This window comes from Brevundimonas sp. Soil_N_31 (genome assembly GCF_057655995.1).
In genome coordinates this window covers 178,490-199,265 of sequence record NZ_JBDGLE010000002.1, presented here as the reverse complement: position 1 = coordinate 199,265, position 20,776 = coordinate 178,490, and the positions used below count along the sequence as shown (strand labels likewise).

Here is a 20,776-nt window from a genome sequence, read left to right as displayed (position 1 = left end):
GCTCCTATAAAAAAGGCCCCGCGATGGGGCCGGTGGCTGCTTCGCGCGGCGTGGCGCTTAGGCAGGGGTGAGGAGCATCCGCGCGGCGTGTTGGCGCTGGCGTTGCTCGATGGGGTCGGCCTCGGCCGCGGCCACGATCTCTGGCTCCGGCTCAGGCTCTTGTTCGATTTTCGGGGCAGCGTCGTAGGCGCTCAGATCCCAGCGCGCGGACGACTTCGGCGCCTTGGCGGCGACTTCGTCGGCCAGACCCGCGTCGACGGCCTCTTGCGCCGTGAACCACGTCTCGGCCCGCATCTGCTCCGCGAAGCCCTCGGCGTCCGTGCCGGCCTTGGCGGCGTAGGTATCCGCCAGCGAGCCGTCGATCTTCTCCAGCAGTTCAGCCGAGGCCAGGAACTCGTCAGCGTTCCCCATGGCGATGGTCCACGCCTTGTGGATCATCATGAAGGCGCCTGAGGCCATGACGCAGCGATCCGCCGCGACTGCGATCAGCGACGCCGCCGAGGCCGCGTAGCCATCCACATAGGCGGTGATCTCGCCCTCATAGGCGTCCATCGCCGCCTGGATGGCGCGGGCCGCGAACACGTCGCCGCCGGGCGAGTTGATGCGCAGGGTGACGGGGCCGGTCATGGCCTTCAGCGCCTTGACGACAGCCTCGGCGCTGACGCCGCCCATCCACTCCGCGTCGGCGTCGGTAGCGACGATGACATCGTAAATGTAGAGCGCGTCTCCCTCGGCCTTGAACGACCCCCTGCGGGCGTTAGTCGCCAGCAGGCGGAATAGCTTGTTCATTCGTCACTCCAGGGTTCAGGGCGCCGTCCGGGGTCTTCTTCAGGTTTAGGAAGGTGCGGATTTCCTCGGTCGTCATGAAACCCGGCTCTCCGGCGCGGCCCATGGCGATGCGGAAGGACTCAAACAGGGTCTTGGTGTCGGCCCGCTCCAGCTCAGTCGTATCGAACTCAGCCACCCGCGACGCGGTGCGGAAGAACTTCCGATTGATCTCGTTCTGGAACTTGTTGAGGTGACGCCGCAGCGTGTAGCGGACGAAGGCCGTCCCCATGGACTCGACGCCAGAGCCCCATGACGTGGTCTTTTCGGTGTGGCCGATCATGTGCGGCGGCACGCCGTAGATGCGGGCGATTTCCTCGATCTGGAACTGACGCACCTGGAGAAGCTGAAGCTCCTCCAGCGGCATGGTGACGACTGTCGGCTTCATGCCGCCCGTCAGCAGCATCGGCTTGTGCGCGTTGGCGGGGCCGCCGTGGCGGTCCTGAAGCTGCGCCCGCAGGTTGTCGATGACTTCCGGCGTCAAAGCCTGGTCGGTCGCCAGCACCAGATCGGGGCGAGCCGAGTTGGCGAAGAACCGGGCCGAATATTCCTGCGTCGCGAGGGCCACGGACCCGGCCATGCGCAGCTCATTGCGAAGGGGCGAGAGGCCGCGCACGCCGTCGAAGTTCATGGAGACGTGCAGCACGTCGTCTTGGTCGAGAACTTCCCGGCCGGCGCTGCCGCCGATCACCGCCGGATCGGCCTCGACGGCATAGACCAGGCGCATCCCGTCAGGGGTGACAGCGACCTTGACCCGCCACGAATGCAGCGGAACCAGACCGACGATCTCGCCCATGCGGTTCCTGACGATCTTGGCGAACGCGTCGCCGTGGATCAGGAGCGAGCCGACCAGGAATTCCCAGCCGTCCGCCGCCGACCAGCGCGGCGTCATCTGTTCGTTCAGAACCCACCACAGGCCCTCGTTCGGCAGTCGGTCGCGCTCTCCGGTCGCGTCCTGCCGGTAGATGTGCATCGGCATGGCCGAGATCGCGCCTGCGATCAGGTTGACGCAGGCCGTGATGGCCGAGAGCTGACGCGCCGTCTGTTCGGTCGGGACGACTAGGCCGCCCGAGTTGGCGACGACATCGTTCCAGAAGTCGCTGTCGCGCGTGATCGTGGACAGCGGGGCGTTGTTCTGGACGGGCGCCACAGCATCGCCGAACCCGAATGCCTTCGCTACATCCTGCCAGATGGTCATAGGAATATGATCTCCGGCACGATAGGCGCGTTCGCTGCTGGATTGCGCGCCATCAGCATGATCGCGTTGAAGCTGGCGACGAGCGGGTCAATCTTGGCCCGGCCGGCACTCTGCTTGGTGATGACGACGGCGCCGCCCTTGACCTCGGCCTTGGCGTTGCCGACGCACCACGCCATGAGCGGCTGCGCGGCGTGCTTCAGGCTTCCGTTCTTAAGCTTGATCTCAGAGCCCCAAGACGCAGGCGACAGAGCGTAGCCCTGACGAACCGCGACCTGCAGCCCGATCCCGATGCCGCGCGCCTCAAGCTCATCCACCAGGGCGGTGACGCCAGCAGGATCGACGCCGACGCCGTCCTCTTCCGGCAGCAAGCCCGAGTCCTTCACGCGCTCGACCAGATCGGCGGCCTGCATGATCGGCTCCATCGCGTCGGAGCAGATGGTCAGGTCGCCCTGGCCTTGAAAATCCGTCAGACGGCTGGCGATGTCAGTTCGCCGCTTGAGCACGTCGTCGTGCGCCCATGCCTTGTTCCAGAGCAGCCATTGCCGCGTGACGCGGTCGCGACCCAGAACAGCCAGGCCGAACAGGTCATCCAGTCCGCCGCCGTCGATCCCGATGGTCACGACCTCCGACCGCGCCAGCAGCGTGTCCAGCGTCAGTGTCGGATCGCCTGCGGCTTCCCAGTAGTCGGCGCCGGCCCATCGGTTGTTCGAAAGCGAGAGGCCGATCTCGACGTTCAGGTGCTTGGCGAGGAAGACCTGCTTCTCGCCGCCGGTCGCGTTTAGGACCTTCCGAAGCTCGTCTTCCAGCCACTCCTGGCTGACCGAGCGCCCCAGGTTGGGGTTGGTGATGTAGAAGTTGGCGGGCTGGAGGTAGGCCTCAGCCTCGACCATGGTCTCGGGGTATTCGTAGATGACCGGCAGGCTGCGCTTATCGTCGATCTTGCCGTCCCGCACGTCGCGGAAATAGTCGAGCTTCGTCTTGAAGACCCCCGCCGGTTCCTCGTCGGCCTGGGTGCTGGCCCAGATCACGAAGCCCTCAGGTCGTGAGACCGTGCCGCCCGTCGCCTCGCGGAGCATGGCGTCGGCCTTGGCCCGTTTGCCGAAGGCCCAGAGCTCATCGACGAAGATGTGCCCGGCCTTCTTGCCCGAGACGGTGTCGGTGTCGGCGGCGACCACCTTCAGCATGGCGCCGTTGTCGCGGTGCGTGATCGTCCGAATGTGGTCCTGGACGTGCAGCAGCTCGTCCAGTTCCTCGTCGGCCTTCACCATGTCCCGCGCGGGCTTGTAGGCGTTCTGCGCAACCTCGATGGTCGGTGCCAGGATCAGCAGCTCAGCCGAATGGCGCCAGTTGCGGATCAGCGCCGTGAGCATGATGCCCGCGGCGATGGTGGACTTTGAGTTCTTCTTGGAGATCAGCAGGAAAAACTCACGGATCAGGCGCTGTCCGCTGTCCGCGTCATAGGCGCCGAAGATCGCGGCGACGAAGTCGAACACCCACTGTTCGCAGGCCTCCCCGAAGGTTGGTTGGCCGGGGGCGTCTACAATCCGCAGCGCCTTGAAAACCTCCAGCGCCTCGCGGGCCTCATCGGCAAACAGCGGAGAGGGTATGAGCGAGCGCCTGGCGACGATCCGTTCGCGCCAGTCGGTGCAAGCCGTTGACCACTCCATCGCCCTAGCGGACCAGCCTCAGGGGCGGGGCTGGCGCTGCAAACCTGCCGCCGCCCTTGGCGACACGCTCGCCGGCTTCCTGCCGCTGCTTCTTCACTCCGGCAGGCGCTGCGGACTCAGCAAAGGTCTTCGCCGCCGTCGCCAGCGACTTCAGGACATCGGAACGGCTCTTCAGCGAGACCGCCGCGAGCGCTGCTTGCCGTTGCTGGCCGTTGTCGCCGTCGTCGAACGCCGCACCGATCAGTGCTTCCAGTTCACCGATGTTGCAGGTCGAGGCGTCCAGCTCGTCGAGCATCCTCATGACCAGATTCCGGCCGCGCCCGATGATGGCTTCCGGCGTGGTGTTCTCAGGCGTCAGGACCGTCCCGACATAGACCTTCTCAGGCTCCGGTTCGCGGGGTGGTTCGCGGTGCGAACCGGTCTTGGGGTTCGCGCGCTCCCAGCCATCCTTCTTCGCACGCTTGCGGATAGCGGTGTCGCTGATGCCGTACCAAGCGGCCAATTCCCTGATGGACATTGACCCTGCGCGGTAGTCGCGCTCGATCTCGGCCCAGTCGACGGGCTTCTTTTCATCCGTCATGAGGGCTCCGTCCGGCCAAGGTTCGCACCCGCAAACCTCCCAGCCGGGATTAAATCTCTACGTGCCGGGGCCGCCGGTCTCTGAGGCAAAGGCCTTCCAGACATTCGATGCCCCCCCCGGGGTCTCGTCGGGGCCGTCAAGGCTTAACGATGTGGATGTCAGCCCTGACCGTCGTCTCGATCCTTCGTCCAAACAGGCCGCGCCGCGCCACAGTGTAGCTTGGCCCAAGCAAGGCGGACGTCTGCGCCCTGATGACGCCGGGGATCGGTTCTCCAGTTTGGTTGTCGATCACCTGGCGGTCGTCGCCTTCGTGCTTGAACGATTGCGGCACGGCTTCTCCTCAGTCCCAGACCCCGCGCTGATGCAGGCTGTCTTGCTCCTCGCGCTGGATCTCGCTGTCATGAACAGACTTGGCCACAACTTCCAGGTTGTCGATGTCCCAGAACAGACGCTCATCGCCTCGGTGCGGACGCTTGTGGTTCACGACCGGGCTGTCCGGTGCTGGGTGCTTGCCGCCGAGGACAGCGCCGGTGCGCTGACAGGTGTAGGCGTCGCGGATCAGGACTGTCTGGCGTAGGGCGCGCCAGCGGGCCGTCTTGTACCATGCCTTCCACGGCGCGCTGTGCTGGACCGGTGCTAGTCCCTTGGCCTGGTCCGAGGCAAACGCTCGCCGGTCAGATGCGTACGAGAGGCGAGAAGCCGGCAGGCTCAGCCTACCCATGTTGCTCTACGCCTCTGCGGCCTCTTAGGCGTTGGGCGCCTTGGGAGGCGATGTGGTCAGGACGACGGGCCATCGCTCCGCCTCCAATCTCTTCGGACGTGACCGACCTTCCCCGCATTCACCGGCCCGGAGACCGCCGCGTCACGGGTGCTTTCTCAGCCTAAGGTCAGCCGTGGTTACGCTGCCCCGTCCGAACGAGGCCCAGCGGAGGAAGACGCGGTTGAAAGGGGGAAAAGAAAAAGGCCCGGCGGTTTCCCGCTGGGCCTATCTTGTGGACGCGCGAAGCGACCTTAGGGATTCATACCACATCTGGTGGCGTTGAAAAGCCCCTATGCTGCCAGGTCTCGCCGCTCCTTGTAATGCCGCCGCAGGGTCGGCAACCGGTCCCACACCCAGGCAAGGTGAGCACAGGCCGCCCGCACCCTTGCCGCCTGGGCGCGCGGGTCCGTCTCATGAGTGTGTCGCTCGACCACTGCGCGCCAGCGCGTCATCAGATCGGCGTCCGGCTGCAGGAGGGCGAACAGCATGCGCATCTCGTCCGGCCGGAAATTCTGCTCGATGACCTCAAGGTCGCGGCTTGCTGCGATCATGGCGTCGCTGATATTCTGCCCTGGCGCCCCGCGAGCGGAGCCGCGGATGAAGTCCGGGCGCCGCTCTTCGCCGTTCTCGCCGCTGGCAGCGCGGATGGTCTCCTCCAACCAGTCGACAGCTGCGCGCTCCTGACCACCGGCGGGCAGCAAGGTGTTGAAGCAGTTGAGCCGCCAGGCGCCAGTCAGGCGACCCGTCCGCTTGTCCACGTTCACCGCCGTGCTGGGCTGCCCGCGCAGACGCGCGATCTCGGCGGCGTTCTGCTCTCGCTCTACGCGGTGACGCGCAGCCTCGGCGGGGTCGTAGGGCTTCTTCTTCCCCTTCTTGCTCATGCTGCTTCTCCTTGGCTGCGGTTGACGGGGGCGACAAGGCCCAGCTTGGCGCGCATCTCTGCGCTCATGTAGCTGCCGGGCGGCAGGGGGGCCGACGGGGTGCGCGGCATGGCGGCCTTGCGAGCGGCCATCATCTTGGCCGTCGGCGTCTCCGACAGAGCTGCCAGCGTCTCGGCGACGAGCGCCCTTACCTCTTCCGGGCTGTGCTTGGGCCCCGCCAACGCGGGCGCTTCATGCTTCTGGCTCGCTACCACCGCCGCCTGTGCGCGGTTGTAGGCTCGGGTCCAGCGCCCAACCTGCGTGCTCTGCCGGGCGAGCTCGGCCAGCTTCCCCGGCTTCGGCAGGAACTCTGCCTTGGGGTCCGAGACCCACGCCTTCATCCCGCCCTCGATCTGCGCCGGCGTCAGTCCCGCCAGGGCGTCGAGGTAATCCGCCCAGAACGCCATCGCCTCGCCCTCGTCCCTCTGCGGCTGCGGGAAGGTGCCGAACCGGCTGCCGATGATGTCCCGGATTTCCTTCTCGCTGGCCGGACGCAGGGCGGCGTGACGCATGGCGGGCATCATCATCGTCGCCTCTGACCGCAGCAGGTCGCTCTTCGCGATCACCGCCACCGCCTTGGCGTCAGTAGGCTCGTCGAGCAGCCACGAGGCCAGCGGCTTGCTCAAAGCCGGATAGGTGACGCTCGTGGTTTGCGCGCTTTGCGTCGAGCTTAGCGCTCGGGCTTCGGTCATGGGGTGGGCTTGCATGGCGGGCCTCAGGGATGCTCAGGGCTTGGCGGTTGTCCGCGATGGATTGGGCGATGGCGGCGTCGAAGAACTTCCACGACGTGATGGCTTGGCCGCGCTTCCGGGCGAGGGTCGTGACCACCGGCGTCACGTCGTGGTCCCAGCTGGCGCCATCGCGCCGCCAGGCGGCCAGTCGGCCAGCGGTCAGGGTGAGGCCCGGTTGGCGGGCAAGGTCGAGGCGCACGGTCGCCGCCATCTCGGCCAGCAGCTCGGCGTGTCGGCGGGCGTCGCCTTCCGGCCAGTCGTTCGCGGGCTGAGGCTGGGGGGCCTCGACCACCGTCTCGACCAGCTGGACCACCGGCTGGGAAATCGTCTCGGGCGCCTGCGCAACAGCAGCAGTATCCTCTAACGGTTCCTCTAACGGTTCAAACGAAGTGAGCCCCGACACTGTGTCTGGTAGGTTTGGACAGGATGTCTGTTTGGTTTGGACAGGCTGTCTGTTAGGTGAGCGCCTACCCGACTTATTGTCGGCTTGGTCGTTCTCCCTACGTTCAGGGTGTTTCGGGCCATGGGAAACGATCAGATCCGACGTGCGCGACCCGTCCTTCCGGTGGCGCCGCTCGCGGGTGATCCAGCCTGCCTTCTCGAACGCCGAAAGCGCCCTTTCCACGGTCTTCACCGAGCAACAGGCCTGCTCCGAAATGGTCTCCTGGCCCACGAACGTCGTGCCGTCCGGCCCCACGTAGTTGGCCACGACCAGCAGAACGGCCTTCTCGGTCGCCGTGGCGCAGGTCTGTTCCAGCGCCCAGGTGATGGCCTGAACGCTCATGCCGCCACCTCGACCAGACGGGCAAGAATGGCAGCCCGGCCGGGCTCGGGGATGGCATAGCCGCCCTTGTCATTGCCGCCGGCCGTAACCACCTGACCGCCGAGGCCTACGTCTTCCAGCGCCTCGCGCAGGACGCAGATGCGCGTCTTGATCACGTTGCGCGTGTCGGTCAGGTCACGGTCCATCCACGGACGAGCCGCGGCCAGCCGTTCAGCCGTCACCACTCGACCACCGGCATCCAGCAGAGCGCACAGCGTGGCCGCCTTCATGCGGCTCCCAAGAAGCTGGAAGGCAGCGACCTCCAGTCCCAAGCGCTCAAGCGGGGTCATGCCGCCACCTGCTGAACAGTCTCGCGCATGGCCTTTAGGGCCGCCAAGCGCTGCTCAGCCTCTTCAATCCGCGCTTCGATGTAGCTTTGATCGAACCACGCTTCGAGGCGGGCAACGTCCTCGACCAACTCTCCCTCGGCGAGACGGGCCTCAACCTTGCGGATGCCGTGCAGGATGGTCGTGTGATCGCGGCCGCCCAGGGCGCGGCCTATCATCCCCAGGCTGAGATGCGGGCAGAGCAGTCGAATGGCGTACATGGCGAACTGACGCGGGTGTGCGACGACGTTCCTGCGACAGACGCCGGTCAGCGCCGATACGGGCAGCCCATGGCTTTGGGCGACGAACTCTATCACCGTACGCGCTGGAATCCTGATCTGGCTCACTTGCCGCGCCTCCCGACCACCTGGCGGATGTGCCGCTGCGCTTCTGCGACCGAACACCCGAAGCACGCCGCCAGCGTCTCGGCGCTCGTGCCCTTCTCGATGAGTTGGGCAGCCAGCTTCTGGTCTTGGTCGCTCCAGACAAAAGGGCGCAGCTGCGGCGACCCCACGGCTTGGGCGGCGGCGTTCACCGGTTCGATCGACATGACGTCTTCGCGGCAGCGGCCGAGGATGTTGGCGATGGTCTGCCATCCCCGGTTCAACCTGCGCAGACGCCGGATCTCCGTAATCTCGGCAGGCGTCAGCCCGCCGCGCGGCGCGGTCGCAAAAAGGCCGGCGGCGCCGCTCGCCCCTCGGTTCGTCGCAACTGTCATTGCCACGCTCTTTCGACAGCCTGTCGGCGGGTCTGTGCAAGCCCGCGTTCGGCGCGCAGCTGCTCGTTTCGTGCTGAGCGAAGCCTCGCAGCGGCCAGCCCCAGACGGCGGCAGTCCTGGCGCTCTTCGGCCGCGTTCCACTCGGCCTTGCACCGGTGGAACTCGGCATTGGCGCGAGCAAGGCGCCAACGCGCCCTGAGATTTCGAAAGCCGATCATGGCCGGCCTCCTTCGGCGAGCGCGTAGGTGCGGTAGGTCTGCGGGCCCAAGGCGTGCAGGCGACCGTCCGAGACCAGCTCGCGAAGGCGCTTCTGCACGGTGCGCAGGTGCCATCCGAGGCGTGATGCCAGCGTCACCGCCGAGGTGGGTTCGTGCCGCACGGCCCTTATGACCGCGAGGCGCTGGGCCTCGATGTAGGTCACGACTTCGGGCACGGGCTCGACTTCATCTGGCGCCAGATCGGCCAGAATGGCCCACGCCAGACGACGGGCCTCTGCGTCCGAAAGAACGGGCCCCTCCGGCAGGACCAGCCGTACCCCGTCGGCCGTGATTTCATGACGGGCGCGCTGGGCGCGGTGCAGCGAGGCCCCGACACGGAAACACCCGCCGCCCTGCGTTAGTTGAACGGAGCCGTACATTAGGCCACCACCCGGAGCGTGGGGCGCAGGCGCATGCTCTCGTCATACTGCCGCTGGGCGGCCTCGAGGTTCTCGCGGGCGGCGTCGCGGACGCTCTCGACCTCATGGGGCTCCAGCATGCCGTCGGCCTTGGCCGCGTGGACGGTTTGCAGGGCACGGGTCGCAGCGGCCGTGCTTTCGACCGCCGCCGTCAGCGCGCCGGTGCTGGCCTCTTCGCCGGCCGTCATCCGACCGAAGGCGGCGAAAACCAGCGACTGGTTCGTGACATTCTCCAGCTTCCAAACCTGCGCCCAGGTGGGCAGGTCGTTGTTGGCCGTACTGATCAACTGACCGACACGCTGGCGGCTCACGCCCAGAAACGCGGCGGCGGCCTCCTGCGTGCCTACGGCGTCGACCAACTGGCCGAAGTGCGCTTTCAGGAGAGTGGGGTCGAAATCGGACATTGCGAAGTTCCGGGTTGGGGCAAGGTGACGGCCGGTCAACGCGGCCATAGGTTGGGCTAGATCAGGCCGCCTCGGGCGGCGGGTCTTCGGGAGGTTCGGGATGTTCTGCGGCGGCGAGGCGAGCGATCTGGGCGCGAACCGAACCGACCGCGCGGGCATGCAGCTTCTCGGACTGGTCGGCCGTCTCGGTTGCAAGGCGGGCGGCGTCGACCAGATTGCGACGGGCGCGGGCCTGGCTGAACTCGTCCGCCCCGGCTTGGCGCAGCCGCTCACAACTCTCGACGTGTTGGACCACCGACCGCACGGCCGAGATCAGACCTTCGACGACGGAGCGGCCCATCAGGCGGCCTCGCCTTGGTCGCTGAGGCGAGAGGCGATGCCGCGCACCATCGCCACCTCAGGACAGACGGTGTGAGCGGGAACTCGCCCCTCGCTCCACGCCTCAATCCGAAGGGCGAGGCGCAGGGAGGCGTGGCGTTTGCCGTTCTCAATCTCCGAGAGCCACCCCTTGCTTGTGGGGCTCAGCCCGAGCGCTCGGGCGCACTCTTCGAGCGAGAGGCCGAGAGAGGTTCTGTGCCGTGCGAGTTCCATGCTTCATATTCACCTGAAGTGAACATTCGGTCAAGGCGAGATATTCACTTTCGGCTTACAGACGCCGGTCAGCCGTTTTCAGATAATCTGAACATGGCTGCTCCCGAAAAACCCCTCTGGTATCTCCAGGAATGGTTCGCCACGCAGGACAAGATCCAGCGGACCCTGGTCACTGAGCTGGGCTGGCTTCCGGCCAAGGCCAACAAGATTTGGCACGGCATCCAAGAGCCAAAGCCGTCTGAGATGCATGAGATCGCCGCTCTACTGAACATCCGGCCGCACGAGCTGATGATGCCGCCGGAAGAGGCCTTCCGCATTCGCAGGCTGGAAGCCGCTGTCCGTGAGGTCGCCCAGGAGTCTGCGCCGCCGGCGCCGGTCGCCGATGCGCCTTCTAAGAAGGGCTCTTCGCGCGCGGCATAAACATTCACGGGTGAATGTCAGGTGACACCAGCTGCTGTCGGCGACTGACGGATAACCTCGGGGGAGGGATATGCAAGAACTGCGCTTTCAGCATGGGATCTACTATCCCGACAATCACGACGTACCGCTAAGCGATATCGCCGCTACCCTCCTGGCGCACGAGCGGCTGCTACCTGTAGTCGCTGACGTGCTCGAAAAATTAGTGCCCGGGCTGGCGATTGATGATAGGAGAATTTTCCTAAATCGCATTGAGCGATCGTCACTCAATGAGGCGTTTTTCGTTGCGTTATTCGTAGCTTATCAGGAAGATTTGGAGAGGCAGGTGCCGGCCCTTATTGAAACAGCGACCGGCATCCAAGTAAGCGAGCAGTACGACTCGATCATAACGGTTCTATTCCTCATCGCCCTATACTACGGCGCGCAGGCAATCTTCCGGCGCGGTAAGAAGGCAGCCAAAGGTGATCCCGTGCCGGTCACCATCACGGGGGATTACGCGACCTACGTGAACATCGCAGCCGAGCAACTCGCTACCGACGCCGCTAGCGTCCAAGCCGCCTTCGACAAAGCTGTTGGCACGAAGCGGGCTGCGACCGTTCAACGTGCTGCCGTCGACTTGTTCAGACCGGCGAAGCGGGGCGGCAACGGGCGCATTCTACCTCGCAACACGCCCCCTATCTCAGTCCAGACTGTTGCTGATTTTCCGGATGGAATCGCTCTTGCTGAACTGGAGGACGACATCGTTCCCGTTCATTTGCCTCGCGCCACCCTTCACATACGCGCTACCGATCGCGATAAGACAGATACGGGATGGGCGGGCCGGATCGAGTGCGACGATATCCGGACTAAGCGACTGCCTATTCGTCTGGCGCCAGGCATAGATCCCGACCGCCTAGCGGGCCTTCATGAACCAGAAGTGGAAGCGTTCCTGGAGAGCCGCTTCAAAGACGACGGCACAACCAAGCCGGTGCGGATCCACGTATTCAAAGTGCTCTAGGCGGCTTCCTCAGCCTCCGTCGGCACGTCCCCTACCGTCGCCAGCGTCTCGACCTCAGTCCAGACATCGCCGTCCTCACGGCACTCGATCTTGAAGAAGACTAGGCCGTCCATGCGGTGCATCATGGCCTTGCCGCGCTTGAAGGCCGCGTCTTCCGTCGCACAGGCGATCACCTCCTGGCTCAGGAGCTGACCGTTCATTCTCTTGAACGGCGCGACACAGAACGAGCGGGCCTTCTTCACTTCCATCCCCCAAAAGTTAACGCGGATCACTGATTCCCGAGCGACGCCTAGGTGTCGAGTCGCGATGTGCCAGCTTCGGACGTATATTCATTCAGTGTGAACATTTCGCTTGACCTCATGTTCACCCCACATGAATATCTCCTCACACCCGAGGAGAACCATCATGGCGTTCCACGACCCCCACCTTGACGCGCCGCCCCATCCGCTGGGGATCGGCTTTCATCCGAACTGGCAGGCCGTGCGCGACCGCAGGGCCGAGCGTGAATGCAACCTGATCCAGCGTCAGGCCGCTGCTGAGCGGGAAGAGGCCCGCCGCAAGGCCGTAGCCGCTCGCCGTGTCGACTGGAGCGGCGCCGTCATCGCGCTGCAGGCCGTCGTCTGCGGCGGCTTCGTCGCCTGCTTCTGGTGGATCCTGCTGTGACCCATCAGTTCTACGCCATTGTCGAGCGCGACACGCCCAAGCGGGATATCGACCTGTTCGGCAAGACCACCGTCCGCATCGACGGATCGCGTGAGCTGGGCGCCCCCGGCGTGCCGCTGATCTATCTCTCGCCCTACGTCGAGGACCGCGATCGCTTCGCCCAGCGACTGGCCGCCGCCCTGTCACAGATGGCGCCGCTCAACGCACCGGGCGCCGCGGCCAAGCCGGCTGCCGCCGAGGAAGTCAGCCCGTACAGCCTGCCGGAATACGTCGAGGACGTGGACTGGACCGAGCGCCTCTTCGTGCCCGAAGACATCACCACCACCGATTGGAAGGGCTGGGCCGAGGCCTTCGAGCGGCGCGTGGATCTCGCCACCTCTTCGGTGCAACTGATCCAGCTGGAAGAGACCAACAGCGCCGCCTTGCGCCTGTGCCCTGGTCGCTTCCGGGCGCCGCTGGGCCGCAAACTCCACGCTCGCTACATCGAGACCGGCGATCAGGTGGCCGCATGATCGTCCAGCACCCCCGCCGCGTAGCTGAGGACGAGGCCCAGCTGCTGCGTGCTATCCGCCCTCTCCAGCAGCTCAACCGCGCCGCGTTCGCCGGCCAGCCCTTCCGCCTGCTGCCCCTCGTCATGGGCGGCCACGACGACGGCCTGACCTTCCCCGAAGAGCTGGTCCTGCGCCTCATCGCCAAAGGCTATCTCGTCACCGGTCAGGTGGCCGCCGCATGGCCTGAGCGCAACATCCCGGCCCGTCCGTTCACCGTACTCCTGACCAAGGAGGGCGAACGGGCCCGCGTCAGCCTGCTGAAGCACAGCCGCACGATCATCACCGAGCCGAGGGCGGCCGCATGAGCCGTTCCCTCGCCCAGATCAACGCCGACCTGGCGCGCCTGCGTCAGGAGAAGCGCGACATCAAACGCAAGCACTACGCGCCTGGCCATGTGCGGTCCCGCTCGTTCCGCCCCGAAGGGCCCGGCCAGCGCCAGCCGCGCGAACGTGACAATAAGCACCTGGCGTTCATCCGCCGACTGCCCTGCGCAGCCTGCCTGACCACCGCCCCCTGCGATGCGGCCCACCTGCGCGCCGGCGACCTGTCGATCGGCAAGCGCCACACCGGCAAGGCTGAGAAGCCGTCGGACCGCTGGACCACGCCCCTCTGCCGCGACTGCCACACCCGGCAGCACAGCGGCTCCGAACTCGCCTTCTGGCAAGCCATCGGCATCGACCCCTTCGACCTCTGCCAGGCCCTCTACGCCGTCTCCGGCGACACCACCGCCGCCGAGCAGATCATCCGAAACCACCGCCCTCAGAAGGCCCACGACCATGGCTGAATCAACCAAGAGCCCGGCAGAGGTGCTGGGGGGTGCTGAGATCGGCGCTGAATACGACGCCGCCGCCCATTGCGTGACGCTGGCCGAGTGCCCTCCTGGACTGTTTCTGTGGAACGGGACGCTGGGGTTCAAATCCGAATACGGGGCGATGGAGCCCGACGACGCCACGAACGGCAAGCACTGGAAGGTCGGCAATCGGGCCGACGCATACTGCGCGGACAGCGGCGAGTATTTCTGGGGCGGAACCTCGAACCACGACGACCGTGCCAAGCTGCTCGTCTATCCCATCTCCGCCGAGGCGGTTGCGATGGTCGCATCGCACGGTCCAGCTATCATCCGCCAAGCCTCCATCCGTGGGGGGGAGGCATGAGCGGGCTCTACCTGGACGACTGCTTGAACGTGTTGCCGACACTAGCGAGCAAGAGCGTAGATCTGGTGCTGGCCGACATGCCCTACGGCACGACCCGGTGCGCATGGGATAGCCAGGTCGACCTGCAGCGGCTCTGGCCTGAACTTCGCCGTGTCTCGCGCGGCGCCATCCTGCTGTTCGCGCAGACGCCCTTCGACAAGGTGTTGGGCGCGTCGAACCTGCGGATGCTGCGTTACGAGTGGATCTGGGAAAAGACCCATGCAACCGGCCATCTGAACGCCAAGCGGGCGCCTCTCAAAGCCCATGAGAACGTGCTGGTCTTCTACGAGCGCCAGCCGACCTACAATCCGCAAAAGACAACGGGGCATGTCCGCAAGTCTGCAATCAAGCGCGGCGATGAGACTCCCGTCTATGGCGCGCAGACTTTCGACCCAATCAGCTACGACAGCACGGAGCGATACCCTCGCTCGGTCCAAGTCTTCGCCAGCGACAAGCAGCGCTCCGGCCTGCATCGGACGCAGAAGCCGGAAGGCCTCTGCCGGTATCTGATCCGCACCTACAGCAACCCCGGAGAGGTCGTCCTCGACTTCTGCATGGGCAGCGGGACTACGGGCGCGGCGGCGTTGGCTGAGAGCCGGTCGTTCATCGGCATCGAGAGCGATCCTGAAATCTACGAGGTCGCCTGCAAGCGCCTCAGCAGCATCCACCAAGAAAGGATCGCGGCATGAGCGGGGTGAAGCACACGCCGGGGCCGCTTGTCCCCATCGACGGCCAGTCCTTCGCGAGCGAGCAAGACTGGATCAACCGTGCGTCTCGCGTCCTGACCGCGCACCCGTCCTACAACAACACCGAGCATGGCGACGACAGCGGCTGGCGCGGTCCGCACTTCACGGCCCTCTGCTTCGACCAGGCTGGAAACCGGATGCGATGCGGCGGTGACTTCATGCGCGCCACCAAGGAAGCGACCTATCCCGTCTGGTGGATTTGGCCGGACCAGATCGTGGACGCCATCACTGCTCAATCCGACCTCCTGCATGCCCTGACCGAGGCCCTGCAAGCCCGCATCGTCCAATGCGACGCCGCCATCGCCCGCGCCCGTGGTGAGCAGGACGGGGGTGGGGAATGATCTATGGATCTGTCTGTTCCGGGATCGAAGCCGCGTCCGTCGCCTGGCATCCGCTTGGCTGGCGAGCCTCCTTTCTGTCCGAGATCGAGGCGTTCCCACGCGCGGTCCTCTCCCACCACTATCCAGAGGTGCCGTTGCATGGCGACTTCACGACGATCCGCGCCGGCGAATACGACCCAATCGACCTTTTGGTCGGAGGAACACCTTGCCAGTCTTTCAGCGTCGCCGGCCTGCGAGGCGGATTGGATGACGACCGCGGCAACCTGGCCCTCGAATATCTTAGGCTGGCTGACCGACTGCGGCCCCGATGGCTGGTTTGGGAGAACGTCCCCGGCGTCCTGTCATCGAACGGAGGACGGGACTTTGGAGCCATTCTCGGGGGCATGGTCGAACTCGGGTATGGGTTCGCCTACCGAGTGCTTGACGCTCAGTTCTTCGGAGTGGCCCAGCGACGCCGCCGTGTGTTCGTTGTCGGATACCTTGGAGACTGGCGACGTGCCGCAGCGGTTCTATTTGAGCGCCACAGCCTGTCGGGGCATCCTGCGCCGCGCCGAGAAGCGGGGCCGAGCGTTGCCGCCCTCACTGCTCAAGGCGTTGGAACATGTGGCGCTGACGACAACCAAGGACAGGCCGGACACCTCATTCCAGAAGGACACTGCCGGGAAACCGCCCCGACCCTGCGCGCTGGCGGCAACCAGACCGGCGGAGACCGACCCTACGGCACGGATGTCGATACCTGCGACAGCCTGATCGCCTTCAGCGCGAAGGACCACGGCGCAGATGCGATGTCGGACCTGTCGCCAACCCTGCGAGCTGGCGGCCACAGCAAGGGCCACGCTAACGCGGGCGTGATGCCGGCTATCGCTTACGGCATCACCCGAGACGCACTGGACAGGACTGGGGAAGGCGCGGGCCAGACGGCGGGAGAGCGCGCGGGCCTCGGCATCATTGAGGAACAGGCTCAATGCCTCAAGGCCAAGGGGCCCGGCGCCGTAGCCTTCGCCCTCCGCGGTCGGGACGGCGGCGCAATACCTGAGATCGAGGGCGATGGCTCTCGCGCCGGGGCGTTGCGCGCGGCTAGCGGCGGGTCGAGCCGGGATTACGTCGCGGGCTCCGCAGTCCGCCGCCTGACGCCCCGCGAGTGCGAGCGGCTCCAAGGGTTCCCCGACGACTACACCCTCATTCCCTACCGCAAGGGCATCGCCGCTGACGGTCCTCGCTACAAGGCCCTCGGCAACTCGATGGCCGTTCCTGTCATGCGCTGGATCGGAGAGCGCATCGTCCAGGCGGACGCCATTCCCCTCACTCAAATCGAAAGGTCCGCAGCATGAGCATGACCACCCCTCGCGTTACCGTGCCGGTTGTAAGCGCCGCGCACCGATCAGAAGCCGAAGCGTTGGCCGAGGTGTTGCGCTCACGCGGACGAGCCAACAGCAAGCACGACATAAACCGCGCCGCCAATCTGCTAGACCTGCTCTCCGCAGCCCCCGCGCCGGAAGGCGGGGCGGTGGATGGCTGGCGGGCCATCGACAGCGCCCCGATTGGCGAGCTTGTGCAGGTCTATTGGCCTTGCATGGCCCTCAACGACGATGGCGAACTCACCGGCGAGATGCTTGACCGCGAGGGCCACGTCAGCCTGTCGTTCCGGCATTCTGAAAAGCACGGCTGGGAACCTGACAGTGTGATCGAGGCCAACGGCGATTGGTTTGGTGACGACTTCGAGTTCGGTCAGCCGACCCATTGGAAGCCGCGCCCCTCTCGTCCTTGCACCGCCCTCGCCACCCGCGAGGAAGCCCCGGCAGAGGCGGGGGAGCTGTCGATCTGGACCGACGCGCGAAATGTGTTCGTTCGCTACGCCGAGCTGTTCGCCATGACGGAGCGATACGAGGAAGCCAGCGCGATTGCCGACAAGGCAGCGCGCGAGATCGAAGCCATCGCCCTCCGCGCCCAGCCGCCAGCCCGCTCGGGAGAAAGTCAATGACCAGCATCGTTCACGTCGAAGTCTCGGGCCTGACCGGCTCAGGCAAGTCCGCCGTCATGGGCGAGATCGAAATCGCACTGAAGGCCCTCGGGCTGAAGGTCGAGCACGGCGCTGACTTCCAGGCCGAGAAGAACGGCACCCATGCCGACTGGCAGCAGGCGCTGGACCTCTACCAGCCGACCGTCGTTCTGGCTGAACGCAACATATCCCGCCAGCCGCCAGCCCGCGAGGACGCGCAGCCGGTGGGGTGGATTTCAGAAGCTGTTCTGCGCCGCATGGGTCGTATGGATCATGAGATGATCTACGGGGATAAAAAATCTGCTGATTACCAGGGTGACGCGGTAGCTATCTACACCACCCCACCCGCGCCAGAGGCTGAGAAGCTGCGCGTGGCGGTCGAGGCGATCCGCGCCGAAATCCACGCCCCTCTCAGCGGACCTACGCACGGGGCATGGGATCGCGGCCGCATTGCCGGACTGAAGGAAGCCCTCGCCGCCCTGCAACAGGAGGGGCGGTGATGGCTCGACTGACCCTGATACGTCTCATCGCTATGGATAATGCGCTGTCCGCCATGCTGGCGGGCGAAGATGGCGATGGAGACTGGGACCCGGCCGTAACGAGGGGCGACTTGGAGGGAGCGTCCGCATGGGTGACGGCGCAGATCATCAAACGTGAGAGCGCCCTCTCCGCAGCACCAGCGGAGGCGGGGGAATGAGCGGTCCGAACTTTGACCGTCAGGCTGACATTGCAACCGAGGCGTCAATCGCTGCGCTGGAAGCCGCCATTAAGTCCGTCACCGACGCCGAACGGCTTGGTGAAGAGGAGGCTGTCGGCATCCTGACCGGACTTCTTCGGGCTGCTGGGCGCTGGGCCAGCTTCACGATCACCGAGGAGATGGACGAAGGCATCCACATGATGCTGGCGAAGGTTCTTCAGCAGGAGCGCGCCGCCCGTCTCGCCAATCCGAGAGAGACCATCCAATGACCGCCCCGATGCCTAAGACCTTTCGAGCCGTTGCCCGACTGATTTGGCGTTGGAAGCTGGTCCGTCACATGGAGCGCCAGGGCTTCGGCTGGGGCCTACGCTCCCGTTGGGAATACAGCGCCGCCCTTCGCGAGATGGCCGAGGACCGCGATTGCTTCGACACCGTTCCACCGCCTGCTGACGTGCTGGCCGTCGACATGCAGCATTGGGAGGATTGAATGACCCACCCCCTCACCCCGCGCGATAAGGTGGCGAGGATTGTCGATCCTTGGGCCTTCAGCATCATCGCGAATATCACGCAGACCGAACGTGCGGCCGATAACCGAGCCAAAGCGCTGACCAAAGCCGACGCCATCATCGAGGCCATCGCCCCATCCGGCGATCAGTTATCCGGTAATCCCGGAATACTGAAATCTGACGATCATGCGGAACTGGCGAGGCTGGCCGGGCGATGCACGACCGGCGACCCTTGGTATAAGGAGGGTGATCTACGCGGACGACAGACGTTCGAGCAGTTCCTGCCTCAGGATCGCGCCTTCATCGCCGCCGCCAACCCCGCCACCGTCCTAGCCCTCCTCGCAGAGAACGCGGCGCTGCGGGCTGAGAACACCGAAGCAGAGCGCAAGCTGGCTGAGGCGGTGGGGTTGCTGGAAGAAATCCTGCCGCCCGTGCTGTGTGGAGAAAGCTGGGGCCTGCCCGATGACGACGTAAGCCATCAACGCATGTCGTTCGGATGGATCAAGAAGGTCCGCACCTTCCTCAGCAAGGAGGCCGAACGTGGGTGAGATCCGATGGGTCTGCGCGTGCGGGAACAGCCCGTGCGACGGCCTCGATTGCGGCGTGTCGCTGAAGAATGAGCGGAATAAGCCATCCCCGAAGTCGAAAGCAGAACTGGCTGCGATCCGTGCGGCTGCATGGAAAACTCGACGCGAGAAATATGGAAGCAGGGGCCATCAATGACAGACCCTATCGAACTGGTGAATAAGCTGGAAGAGCGGATCGCCTACGATAAGAAGCACCATCCTCCGGTCGACCCTCTATTCACCGAAGCCGCCGCCTGCATCCGCGAGATGGTGGAGTGGCGGCCTATTGAGACGTTCGAACTGTCAGGTCAGGCGCATCCGGTGATTGTCGCCGTGCCAGATCGCGATGGCGGGTGGCTCGTCGGTGAGGCATGGCTCCGCGCCGAGGAGGGCGACACCCTCTGGGAAAATGGCTGGTGGTGGGCTGGAACGTCGCCGGGCGAATACCACGACAGCCCGATCATCGAGATTAACTATGGACCGCCGAAATGGTGGAAGCCGCTCCCCCTCCCTCCAGCACCAGGAGCAGAAGCATGACCGCCCTGCGCCCGAACTATCGCCGCGCCCGCGCCTTGGCCTTGGAGATTGAAGCGCTGCAAGACGCCCTTTCAGAGGCCATTGATAGCGGATCACCTGTCTTCGAAGTGGAGGATATGAAGGCCGAACTGAACCACCTCAAGCACGAGTTCTTCCTGACCGGCGTGTCGTCGGAGTATGAGCTATGACCGCTGACCTGTCCGCCCTCATCGCTAGGCTGGAGGCTGCCGAGGTGGGGAGCCGGGAGCTGGATATTCTGGTCGCATTGGCAACTACTCACCCATACGGGTTCGATAGTGCGGAGGAGATTCAGGGCTACCCTGCCCCCACCACCTCCCCCGACGCCGCCCTCGCGCTGGTGGAGCGTGTTCTGGGGAACGGACCGTGCGTCCTGCACAGGAATGGGCCGAACGAATGGGGGTTCACATATGTGGACGACGACACCGCATATGCCGCCACGTCCGCCCTATCGGTGTGCGCCGCCATACTGAAAGCCAAACAGGGAGAGGGGTGATGAGCGATCTATCTGCCGTTCGCGCCCGCGCATGGGAGACCCGCCGCGCCCGCTACGGCCAGCGAGGCCATGCCGGGTCGTATTCGCGCAACACCGCCGAGCGCGGCGCTCTCGGGCTGGTCATTCGCCTGATGACCGAGGGCGTCCTGTCCGAGGGTCAAGTCGCCCGCGCCACGAAGCTTGATCGCGTGACTATTCGCGCAATGGCCGATGCAGCAGGTGAAGCATGACCCCCATCGTCCTGATCTGCGCTGCCCTGGCGTTCTCAGACGGCGATAGCGGATGGTGCCACCGCGAGGACGGCTCACGCGTGAAGGTCCGGCTCGGCGGCATGGATGCGGGCGAACTGCCGCCCTACACCCGCTGCCGTCGCCAGCCTCGCATCTGGGCCTGTTCTCGGGAGGCCAAGCGGTTCGCGCCGGTAGCCGCTGACCGGGCGCGCGGCCTTGGTGCCTTCGGCGCCAGATGCACCCAGACCAGCACCGACCAATACGCCCGCCCTGTCGTCACCTGCACCGTCGCTGGCGAAGACATAGGCGCCACCCTCGTCCGCGAGGGGCTGGCTATCAATGAACCGAACTACCGGCCTTCGTATGCTGAAGAGCAAGCGGAGGCCCGGAGAGAAAGAAGGGGGGTGTGGCGGTGAGCGCGCACGTCCAGCAACGAACAGAGCGGCGCCCCTCCCCGGCTGACTGGGGCGACAGCGACCCGATGACCTTGGTCGAGTTTGTCACTGTTTTTGGCGAGATCTACCCGATCACCATTTCCGCCATGCGAACGGAGATTGCCCGGGGCCGCTTGACCGCTGCCCGCGTCGGGGGCTCCTACTA

General features: G+C 65.3%; 38 protein-coding genes. 21 read left to right on the top strand and 17 right to left on the bottom strand.

Annotated elements, in window-relative coordinates:
* Positions 1-57: 57 nt before the first annotated feature.
* The 16 genes from AC3A3G_RS04000 to AC3A3G_RS03925 all read right to left on the bottom strand — a co-directional run bounded on the left by AC3A3G_RS04000 (position 58) and on the right by AC3A3G_RS03925 (position 10,219).
* A complete protein-coding gene (locus tag AC3A3G_RS04000; protein ID WP_487487611.1) occupies positions 58-789 on the bottom strand; it encodes a head maturation protease, ClpP-related in 732 nt (243 codons plus the stop codon).
* The gene (locus tag AC3A3G_RS03995; RefSeq protein ID WP_487487610.1) at positions 758-2,023 is read right to left on the bottom strand and encodes a phage portal protein; all 1,266 of its coding nucleotides are present in this window, start codon (positions 2,021-2,023) and stop codon (positions 758-760) included. Before AC3A3G_RS03995 ends, AC3A3G_RS04000 begins: the two co-directional genes overlap by 32 nt.
* Positions 2,020-3,690, bottom strand: coding sequence for a terminase large subunit (locus AC3A3G_RS03990; RefSeq protein ID WP_487487609.1), 1,671 nt, complete (start codon positions 3,688-3,690; stop codon positions 2,020-2,022). The genes AC3A3G_RS03995 and AC3A3G_RS03990 overlap by 4 nt, the downstream gene beginning before the upstream one ends.
* A 4-nt stretch (positions 3,691-3,694) precedes the next feature.
* Complete coding sequence (locus AC3A3G_RS03985) at positions 3,695-4,270, bottom strand: hypothetical protein (RefSeq protein ID WP_487487608.1); 576 nt, start codon at positions 4,268-4,270, stop codon at positions 3,695-3,697.
* 136 nt (positions 4,271-4,406) lie between these two features.
* Entirely contained in the window at positions 4,407-4,601 is a 195-nt protein-coding gene (locus tag AC3A3G_RS03980) for a hypothetical protein (RefSeq protein WP_487487607.1), read from the bottom strand.
* 9 nt (positions 4,602-4,610) lie between these two features.
* On the bottom strand, positions 4,611-4,991 hold the full coding sequence (locus AC3A3G_RS03975; RefSeq protein WP_487487606.1) for an HNH endonuclease: 381 nt from the start codon (positions 4,989-4,991) through the stop codon (positions 4,611-4,613).
* Between the two features lie 329 nt (positions 4,992-5,320).
* A complete protein-coding gene (locus tag AC3A3G_RS03970; protein WP_487487605.1) occupies positions 5,321-5,911 on the bottom strand; it encodes a hypothetical protein in 591 nt (196 codons plus the stop codon).
* Positions 5,908-6,576, bottom strand: coding sequence for a hypothetical protein (locus AC3A3G_RS03965; protein WP_487487604.1), 669 nt, complete (start codon positions 6,574-6,576; stop codon positions 5,908-5,910). Before AC3A3G_RS03965 ends, AC3A3G_RS03970 begins: the two co-directional genes overlap by 4 nt.
* The gene (locus AC3A3G_RS03960) at positions 6,533-7,465 is read right to left on the bottom strand and encodes a helix-turn-helix domain-containing protein (RefSeq protein ID WP_487487603.1); all 933 of its coding nucleotides are present in this window, start codon (positions 7,463-7,465) and stop codon (positions 6,533-6,535) included. The genes AC3A3G_RS03965 and AC3A3G_RS03960 overlap by 44 nt, the downstream gene beginning before the upstream one ends.
* Complete coding sequence (locus tag AC3A3G_RS03955; RefSeq protein ID WP_487487602.1) at positions 7,462-7,794, bottom strand: helix-turn-helix domain-containing protein; 333 nt, start codon at positions 7,792-7,794, stop codon at positions 7,462-7,464. The genes AC3A3G_RS03960 and AC3A3G_RS03955 overlap by 4 nt, the downstream gene beginning before the upstream one ends.
* Positions 7,791-8,177: a helix-turn-helix domain-containing protein gene (locus AC3A3G_RS03950; RefSeq protein WP_487487601.1), complete on the bottom strand. Its 387-nt coding sequence runs from the start codon at positions 8,175-8,177 to the stop codon at positions 7,791-7,793. Before AC3A3G_RS03950 ends, AC3A3G_RS03955 begins: the two co-directional genes overlap by 4 nt.
* The gene (locus AC3A3G_RS03945; RefSeq protein ID WP_487487600.1) at positions 8,174-8,548 is read right to left on the bottom strand and encodes a hypothetical protein; all 375 of its coding nucleotides are present in this window, start codon (positions 8,546-8,548) and stop codon (positions 8,174-8,176) included. Before AC3A3G_RS03945 ends, AC3A3G_RS03950 begins: the two co-directional genes overlap by 4 nt.
* 214 nt (positions 8,549-8,762) lie before the next feature.
* A complete protein-coding gene (locus AC3A3G_RS03940) occupies positions 8,763-9,185 on the bottom strand; it encodes a hypothetical protein (protein ID WP_487487599.1) in 423 nt (140 codons plus the stop codon).
* Positions 9,185-9,628: a hypothetical protein gene (locus tag AC3A3G_RS03935; RefSeq protein ID WP_487487598.1), complete on the bottom strand. Its 444-nt coding sequence runs from the start codon at positions 9,626-9,628 to the stop codon at positions 9,185-9,187. Before AC3A3G_RS03935 ends, AC3A3G_RS03940 begins: the two co-directional genes overlap by 1 nt.
* A gap of 61 nt (positions 9,629-9,689) precedes the next feature.
* Positions 9,690-9,968, bottom strand: a complete 279-nt coding sequence (locus AC3A3G_RS03930; RefSeq protein WP_487487597.1) for a hypothetical protein — start codon at positions 9,966-9,968, stop codon at positions 9,690-9,692.
* A complete protein-coding gene (locus AC3A3G_RS03925) occupies positions 9,968-10,219 on the bottom strand; it encodes a helix-turn-helix domain-containing protein (RefSeq protein ID WP_487487596.1) in 252 nt (83 codons plus the stop codon). The genes AC3A3G_RS03930 and AC3A3G_RS03925 overlap by 1 nt, the downstream gene beginning before the upstream one ends.
* A gap of 93 nt (positions 10,220-10,312) precedes the next feature.
* Here AC3A3G_RS03925 and AC3A3G_RS03920 point away from each other — a divergent pair, with 93 nt between their 5' ends.
* Both AC3A3G_RS03920 and AC3A3G_RS03915 read left to right on the top strand, forming a co-directional pair.
* A complete protein-coding gene (locus tag AC3A3G_RS03920) occupies positions 10,313-10,639 on the top strand; it encodes a hypothetical protein (RefSeq protein WP_487487595.1) in 327 nt (108 codons plus the stop codon).
* A 70-nt stretch (positions 10,640-10,709) separates the two neighbouring features.
* Positions 10,710-11,633, top strand: a complete 924-nt coding sequence (locus AC3A3G_RS03915) for a hypothetical protein (protein ID WP_487487594.1) — start codon at positions 10,710-10,712, stop codon at positions 11,631-11,633.
* Here the strand turns inward: AC3A3G_RS03915 and AC3A3G_RS03910 are convergent.
* A complete protein-coding gene (locus AC3A3G_RS03910) occupies positions 11,630-11,833 on the bottom strand; it encodes a hypothetical protein (RefSeq protein ID WP_487487593.1) in 204 nt (67 codons plus the stop codon). The genes AC3A3G_RS03915 and AC3A3G_RS03910 overlap by 4 nt on opposite strands.
* A 205-nt stretch (positions 11,834-12,038) precedes the next feature.
* Here AC3A3G_RS03910 and AC3A3G_RS03905 point away from each other — a divergent pair, with 205 nt between their 5' ends.
* The 19 genes from AC3A3G_RS03905 to AC3A3G_RS03815 all read left to right on the top strand — a co-directional run bounded on the left by AC3A3G_RS03905 (position 12,039) and on the right by AC3A3G_RS03815 (position 20,592).
* The gene (locus AC3A3G_RS03905) at positions 12,039-12,296 is read left to right on the top strand and encodes a hypothetical protein (protein ID WP_487487592.1); all 258 of its coding nucleotides are present in this window, start codon (positions 12,039-12,041) and stop codon (positions 12,294-12,296) included.
* Positions 12,293-12,808, top strand: a complete 516-nt coding sequence (locus tag AC3A3G_RS03900; protein ID WP_487487591.1) for a hypothetical protein — start codon at positions 12,293-12,295, stop codon at positions 12,806-12,808. Before AC3A3G_RS03905 ends, AC3A3G_RS03900 begins: the two co-directional genes overlap by 4 nt.
* Positions 12,805-13,152 carry a hypothetical protein gene (locus tag AC3A3G_RS03895; RefSeq protein WP_487487590.1) on the top strand — a complete coding sequence of 116 codons (348 nt, stop codon included), beginning with the start codon at positions 12,805-12,807 and terminating at the stop codon, positions 13,150-13,152. The genes AC3A3G_RS03900 and AC3A3G_RS03895 overlap by 4 nt, the downstream gene beginning before the upstream one ends.
* The gene (locus AC3A3G_RS03890) at positions 13,149-13,631 is read left to right on the top strand and encodes a DUF968 domain-containing protein (protein WP_487487589.1); all 483 of its coding nucleotides are present in this window, start codon (positions 13,149-13,151) and stop codon (positions 13,629-13,631) included. The genes AC3A3G_RS03895 and AC3A3G_RS03890 overlap by 4 nt, the downstream gene beginning before the upstream one ends.
* Positions 13,624-14,001 (top strand): hypothetical protein, encoded by a 378-nt coding sequence (locus tag AC3A3G_RS03885; RefSeq protein WP_487487588.1) that lies wholly within the window; start codon positions 13,624-13,626, stop codon positions 13,999-14,001. Before AC3A3G_RS03890 ends, AC3A3G_RS03885 begins: the two co-directional genes overlap by 8 nt.
* A complete protein-coding gene (locus AC3A3G_RS03880; protein ID WP_487487587.1) occupies positions 13,998-14,729 on the top strand; it encodes a DNA-methyltransferase in 732 nt (243 codons plus the stop codon). The genes AC3A3G_RS03885 and AC3A3G_RS03880 overlap by 4 nt, the downstream gene beginning before the upstream one ends.
* A complete protein-coding gene (locus tag AC3A3G_RS03875; protein ID WP_487487586.1) occupies positions 14,726-15,127 on the top strand; it encodes a hypothetical protein in 402 nt (133 codons plus the stop codon). The genes AC3A3G_RS03880 and AC3A3G_RS03875 overlap by 4 nt, the downstream gene beginning before the upstream one ends.
* On the top strand, positions 15,124-16,458 hold the full coding sequence (locus tag AC3A3G_RS03870; protein ID WP_487487585.1) for a DNA cytosine methyltransferase: 1,335 nt from the start codon (positions 15,124-15,126) through the stop codon (positions 16,456-16,458). The genes AC3A3G_RS03875 and AC3A3G_RS03870 overlap by 4 nt, the downstream gene beginning before the upstream one ends.
* A complete protein-coding gene (locus AC3A3G_RS03865; protein WP_487487584.1) occupies positions 16,455-17,108 on the top strand; it encodes a hypothetical protein in 654 nt (217 codons plus the stop codon). The genes AC3A3G_RS03870 and AC3A3G_RS03865 overlap by 4 nt, the downstream gene beginning before the upstream one ends.
* A complete protein-coding gene (locus AC3A3G_RS03860; protein WP_487487583.1) occupies positions 17,105-17,626 on the top strand; it encodes a hypothetical protein in 522 nt (173 codons plus the stop codon). The genes AC3A3G_RS03865 and AC3A3G_RS03860 overlap by 4 nt, the downstream gene beginning before the upstream one ends.
* Positions 17,626-17,823: a hypothetical protein gene (locus AC3A3G_RS03855; RefSeq protein WP_487487582.1), complete on the top strand. Its 198-nt coding sequence runs from the start codon at positions 17,626-17,628 to the stop codon at positions 17,821-17,823. The genes AC3A3G_RS03860 and AC3A3G_RS03855 overlap by 1 nt, the downstream gene beginning before the upstream one ends.
* A complete protein-coding gene (locus tag AC3A3G_RS03850; RefSeq protein WP_487487581.1) occupies positions 17,820-18,092 on the top strand; it encodes a hypothetical protein in 273 nt (90 codons plus the stop codon). The genes AC3A3G_RS03855 and AC3A3G_RS03850 overlap by 4 nt, the downstream gene beginning before the upstream one ends.
* A gap of 8 nt (positions 18,093-18,100) precedes the next feature.
* The gene (locus AC3A3G_RS03845) at positions 18,101-18,310 is read left to right on the top strand and encodes a hypothetical protein (RefSeq protein ID WP_487487580.1); all 210 of its coding nucleotides are present in this window, start codon (positions 18,101-18,103) and stop codon (positions 18,308-18,310) included.
* Positions 18,311-18,877: a hypothetical protein gene (locus tag AC3A3G_RS03840; protein WP_487487579.1), complete on the top strand. Its 567-nt coding sequence runs from the start codon at positions 18,311-18,313 to the stop codon at positions 18,875-18,877.
* A gap of 171 nt (positions 18,878-19,048) precedes the next feature.
* The gene (locus AC3A3G_RS03835) at positions 19,049-19,432 is read left to right on the top strand and encodes a hypothetical protein (RefSeq protein ID WP_487487578.1); all 384 of its coding nucleotides are present in this window, start codon (positions 19,049-19,051) and stop codon (positions 19,430-19,432) included.
* Complete coding sequence (locus AC3A3G_RS03830) at positions 19,429-19,620, top strand: hypothetical protein (protein ID WP_487487577.1); 192 nt, start codon at positions 19,429-19,431, stop codon at positions 19,618-19,620. The genes AC3A3G_RS03835 and AC3A3G_RS03830 overlap by 4 nt, the downstream gene beginning before the upstream one ends.
* Complete coding sequence (locus tag AC3A3G_RS03825; protein WP_487487576.1) at positions 19,617-19,946, top strand: hypothetical protein; 330 nt, start codon at positions 19,617-19,619, stop codon at positions 19,944-19,946. Before AC3A3G_RS03830 ends, AC3A3G_RS03825 begins: the two co-directional genes overlap by 4 nt.
* On the top strand, positions 19,946-20,176 hold the full coding sequence (locus AC3A3G_RS03820; RefSeq protein WP_487487575.1) for a hypothetical protein: 231 nt from the start codon (positions 19,946-19,948) through the stop codon (positions 20,174-20,176). The genes AC3A3G_RS03825 and AC3A3G_RS03820 overlap by 1 nt, the downstream gene beginning before the upstream one ends.
* The gene (locus AC3A3G_RS03815) at positions 20,173-20,592 is read left to right on the top strand and encodes a thermonuclease family protein (RefSeq protein ID WP_487487574.1); all 420 of its coding nucleotides are present in this window, start codon (positions 20,173-20,175) and stop codon (positions 20,590-20,592) included. The genes AC3A3G_RS03820 and AC3A3G_RS03815 overlap by 4 nt, the downstream gene beginning before the upstream one ends.
* Positions 20,593-20,776 lie beyond the last annotated feature (184 nt).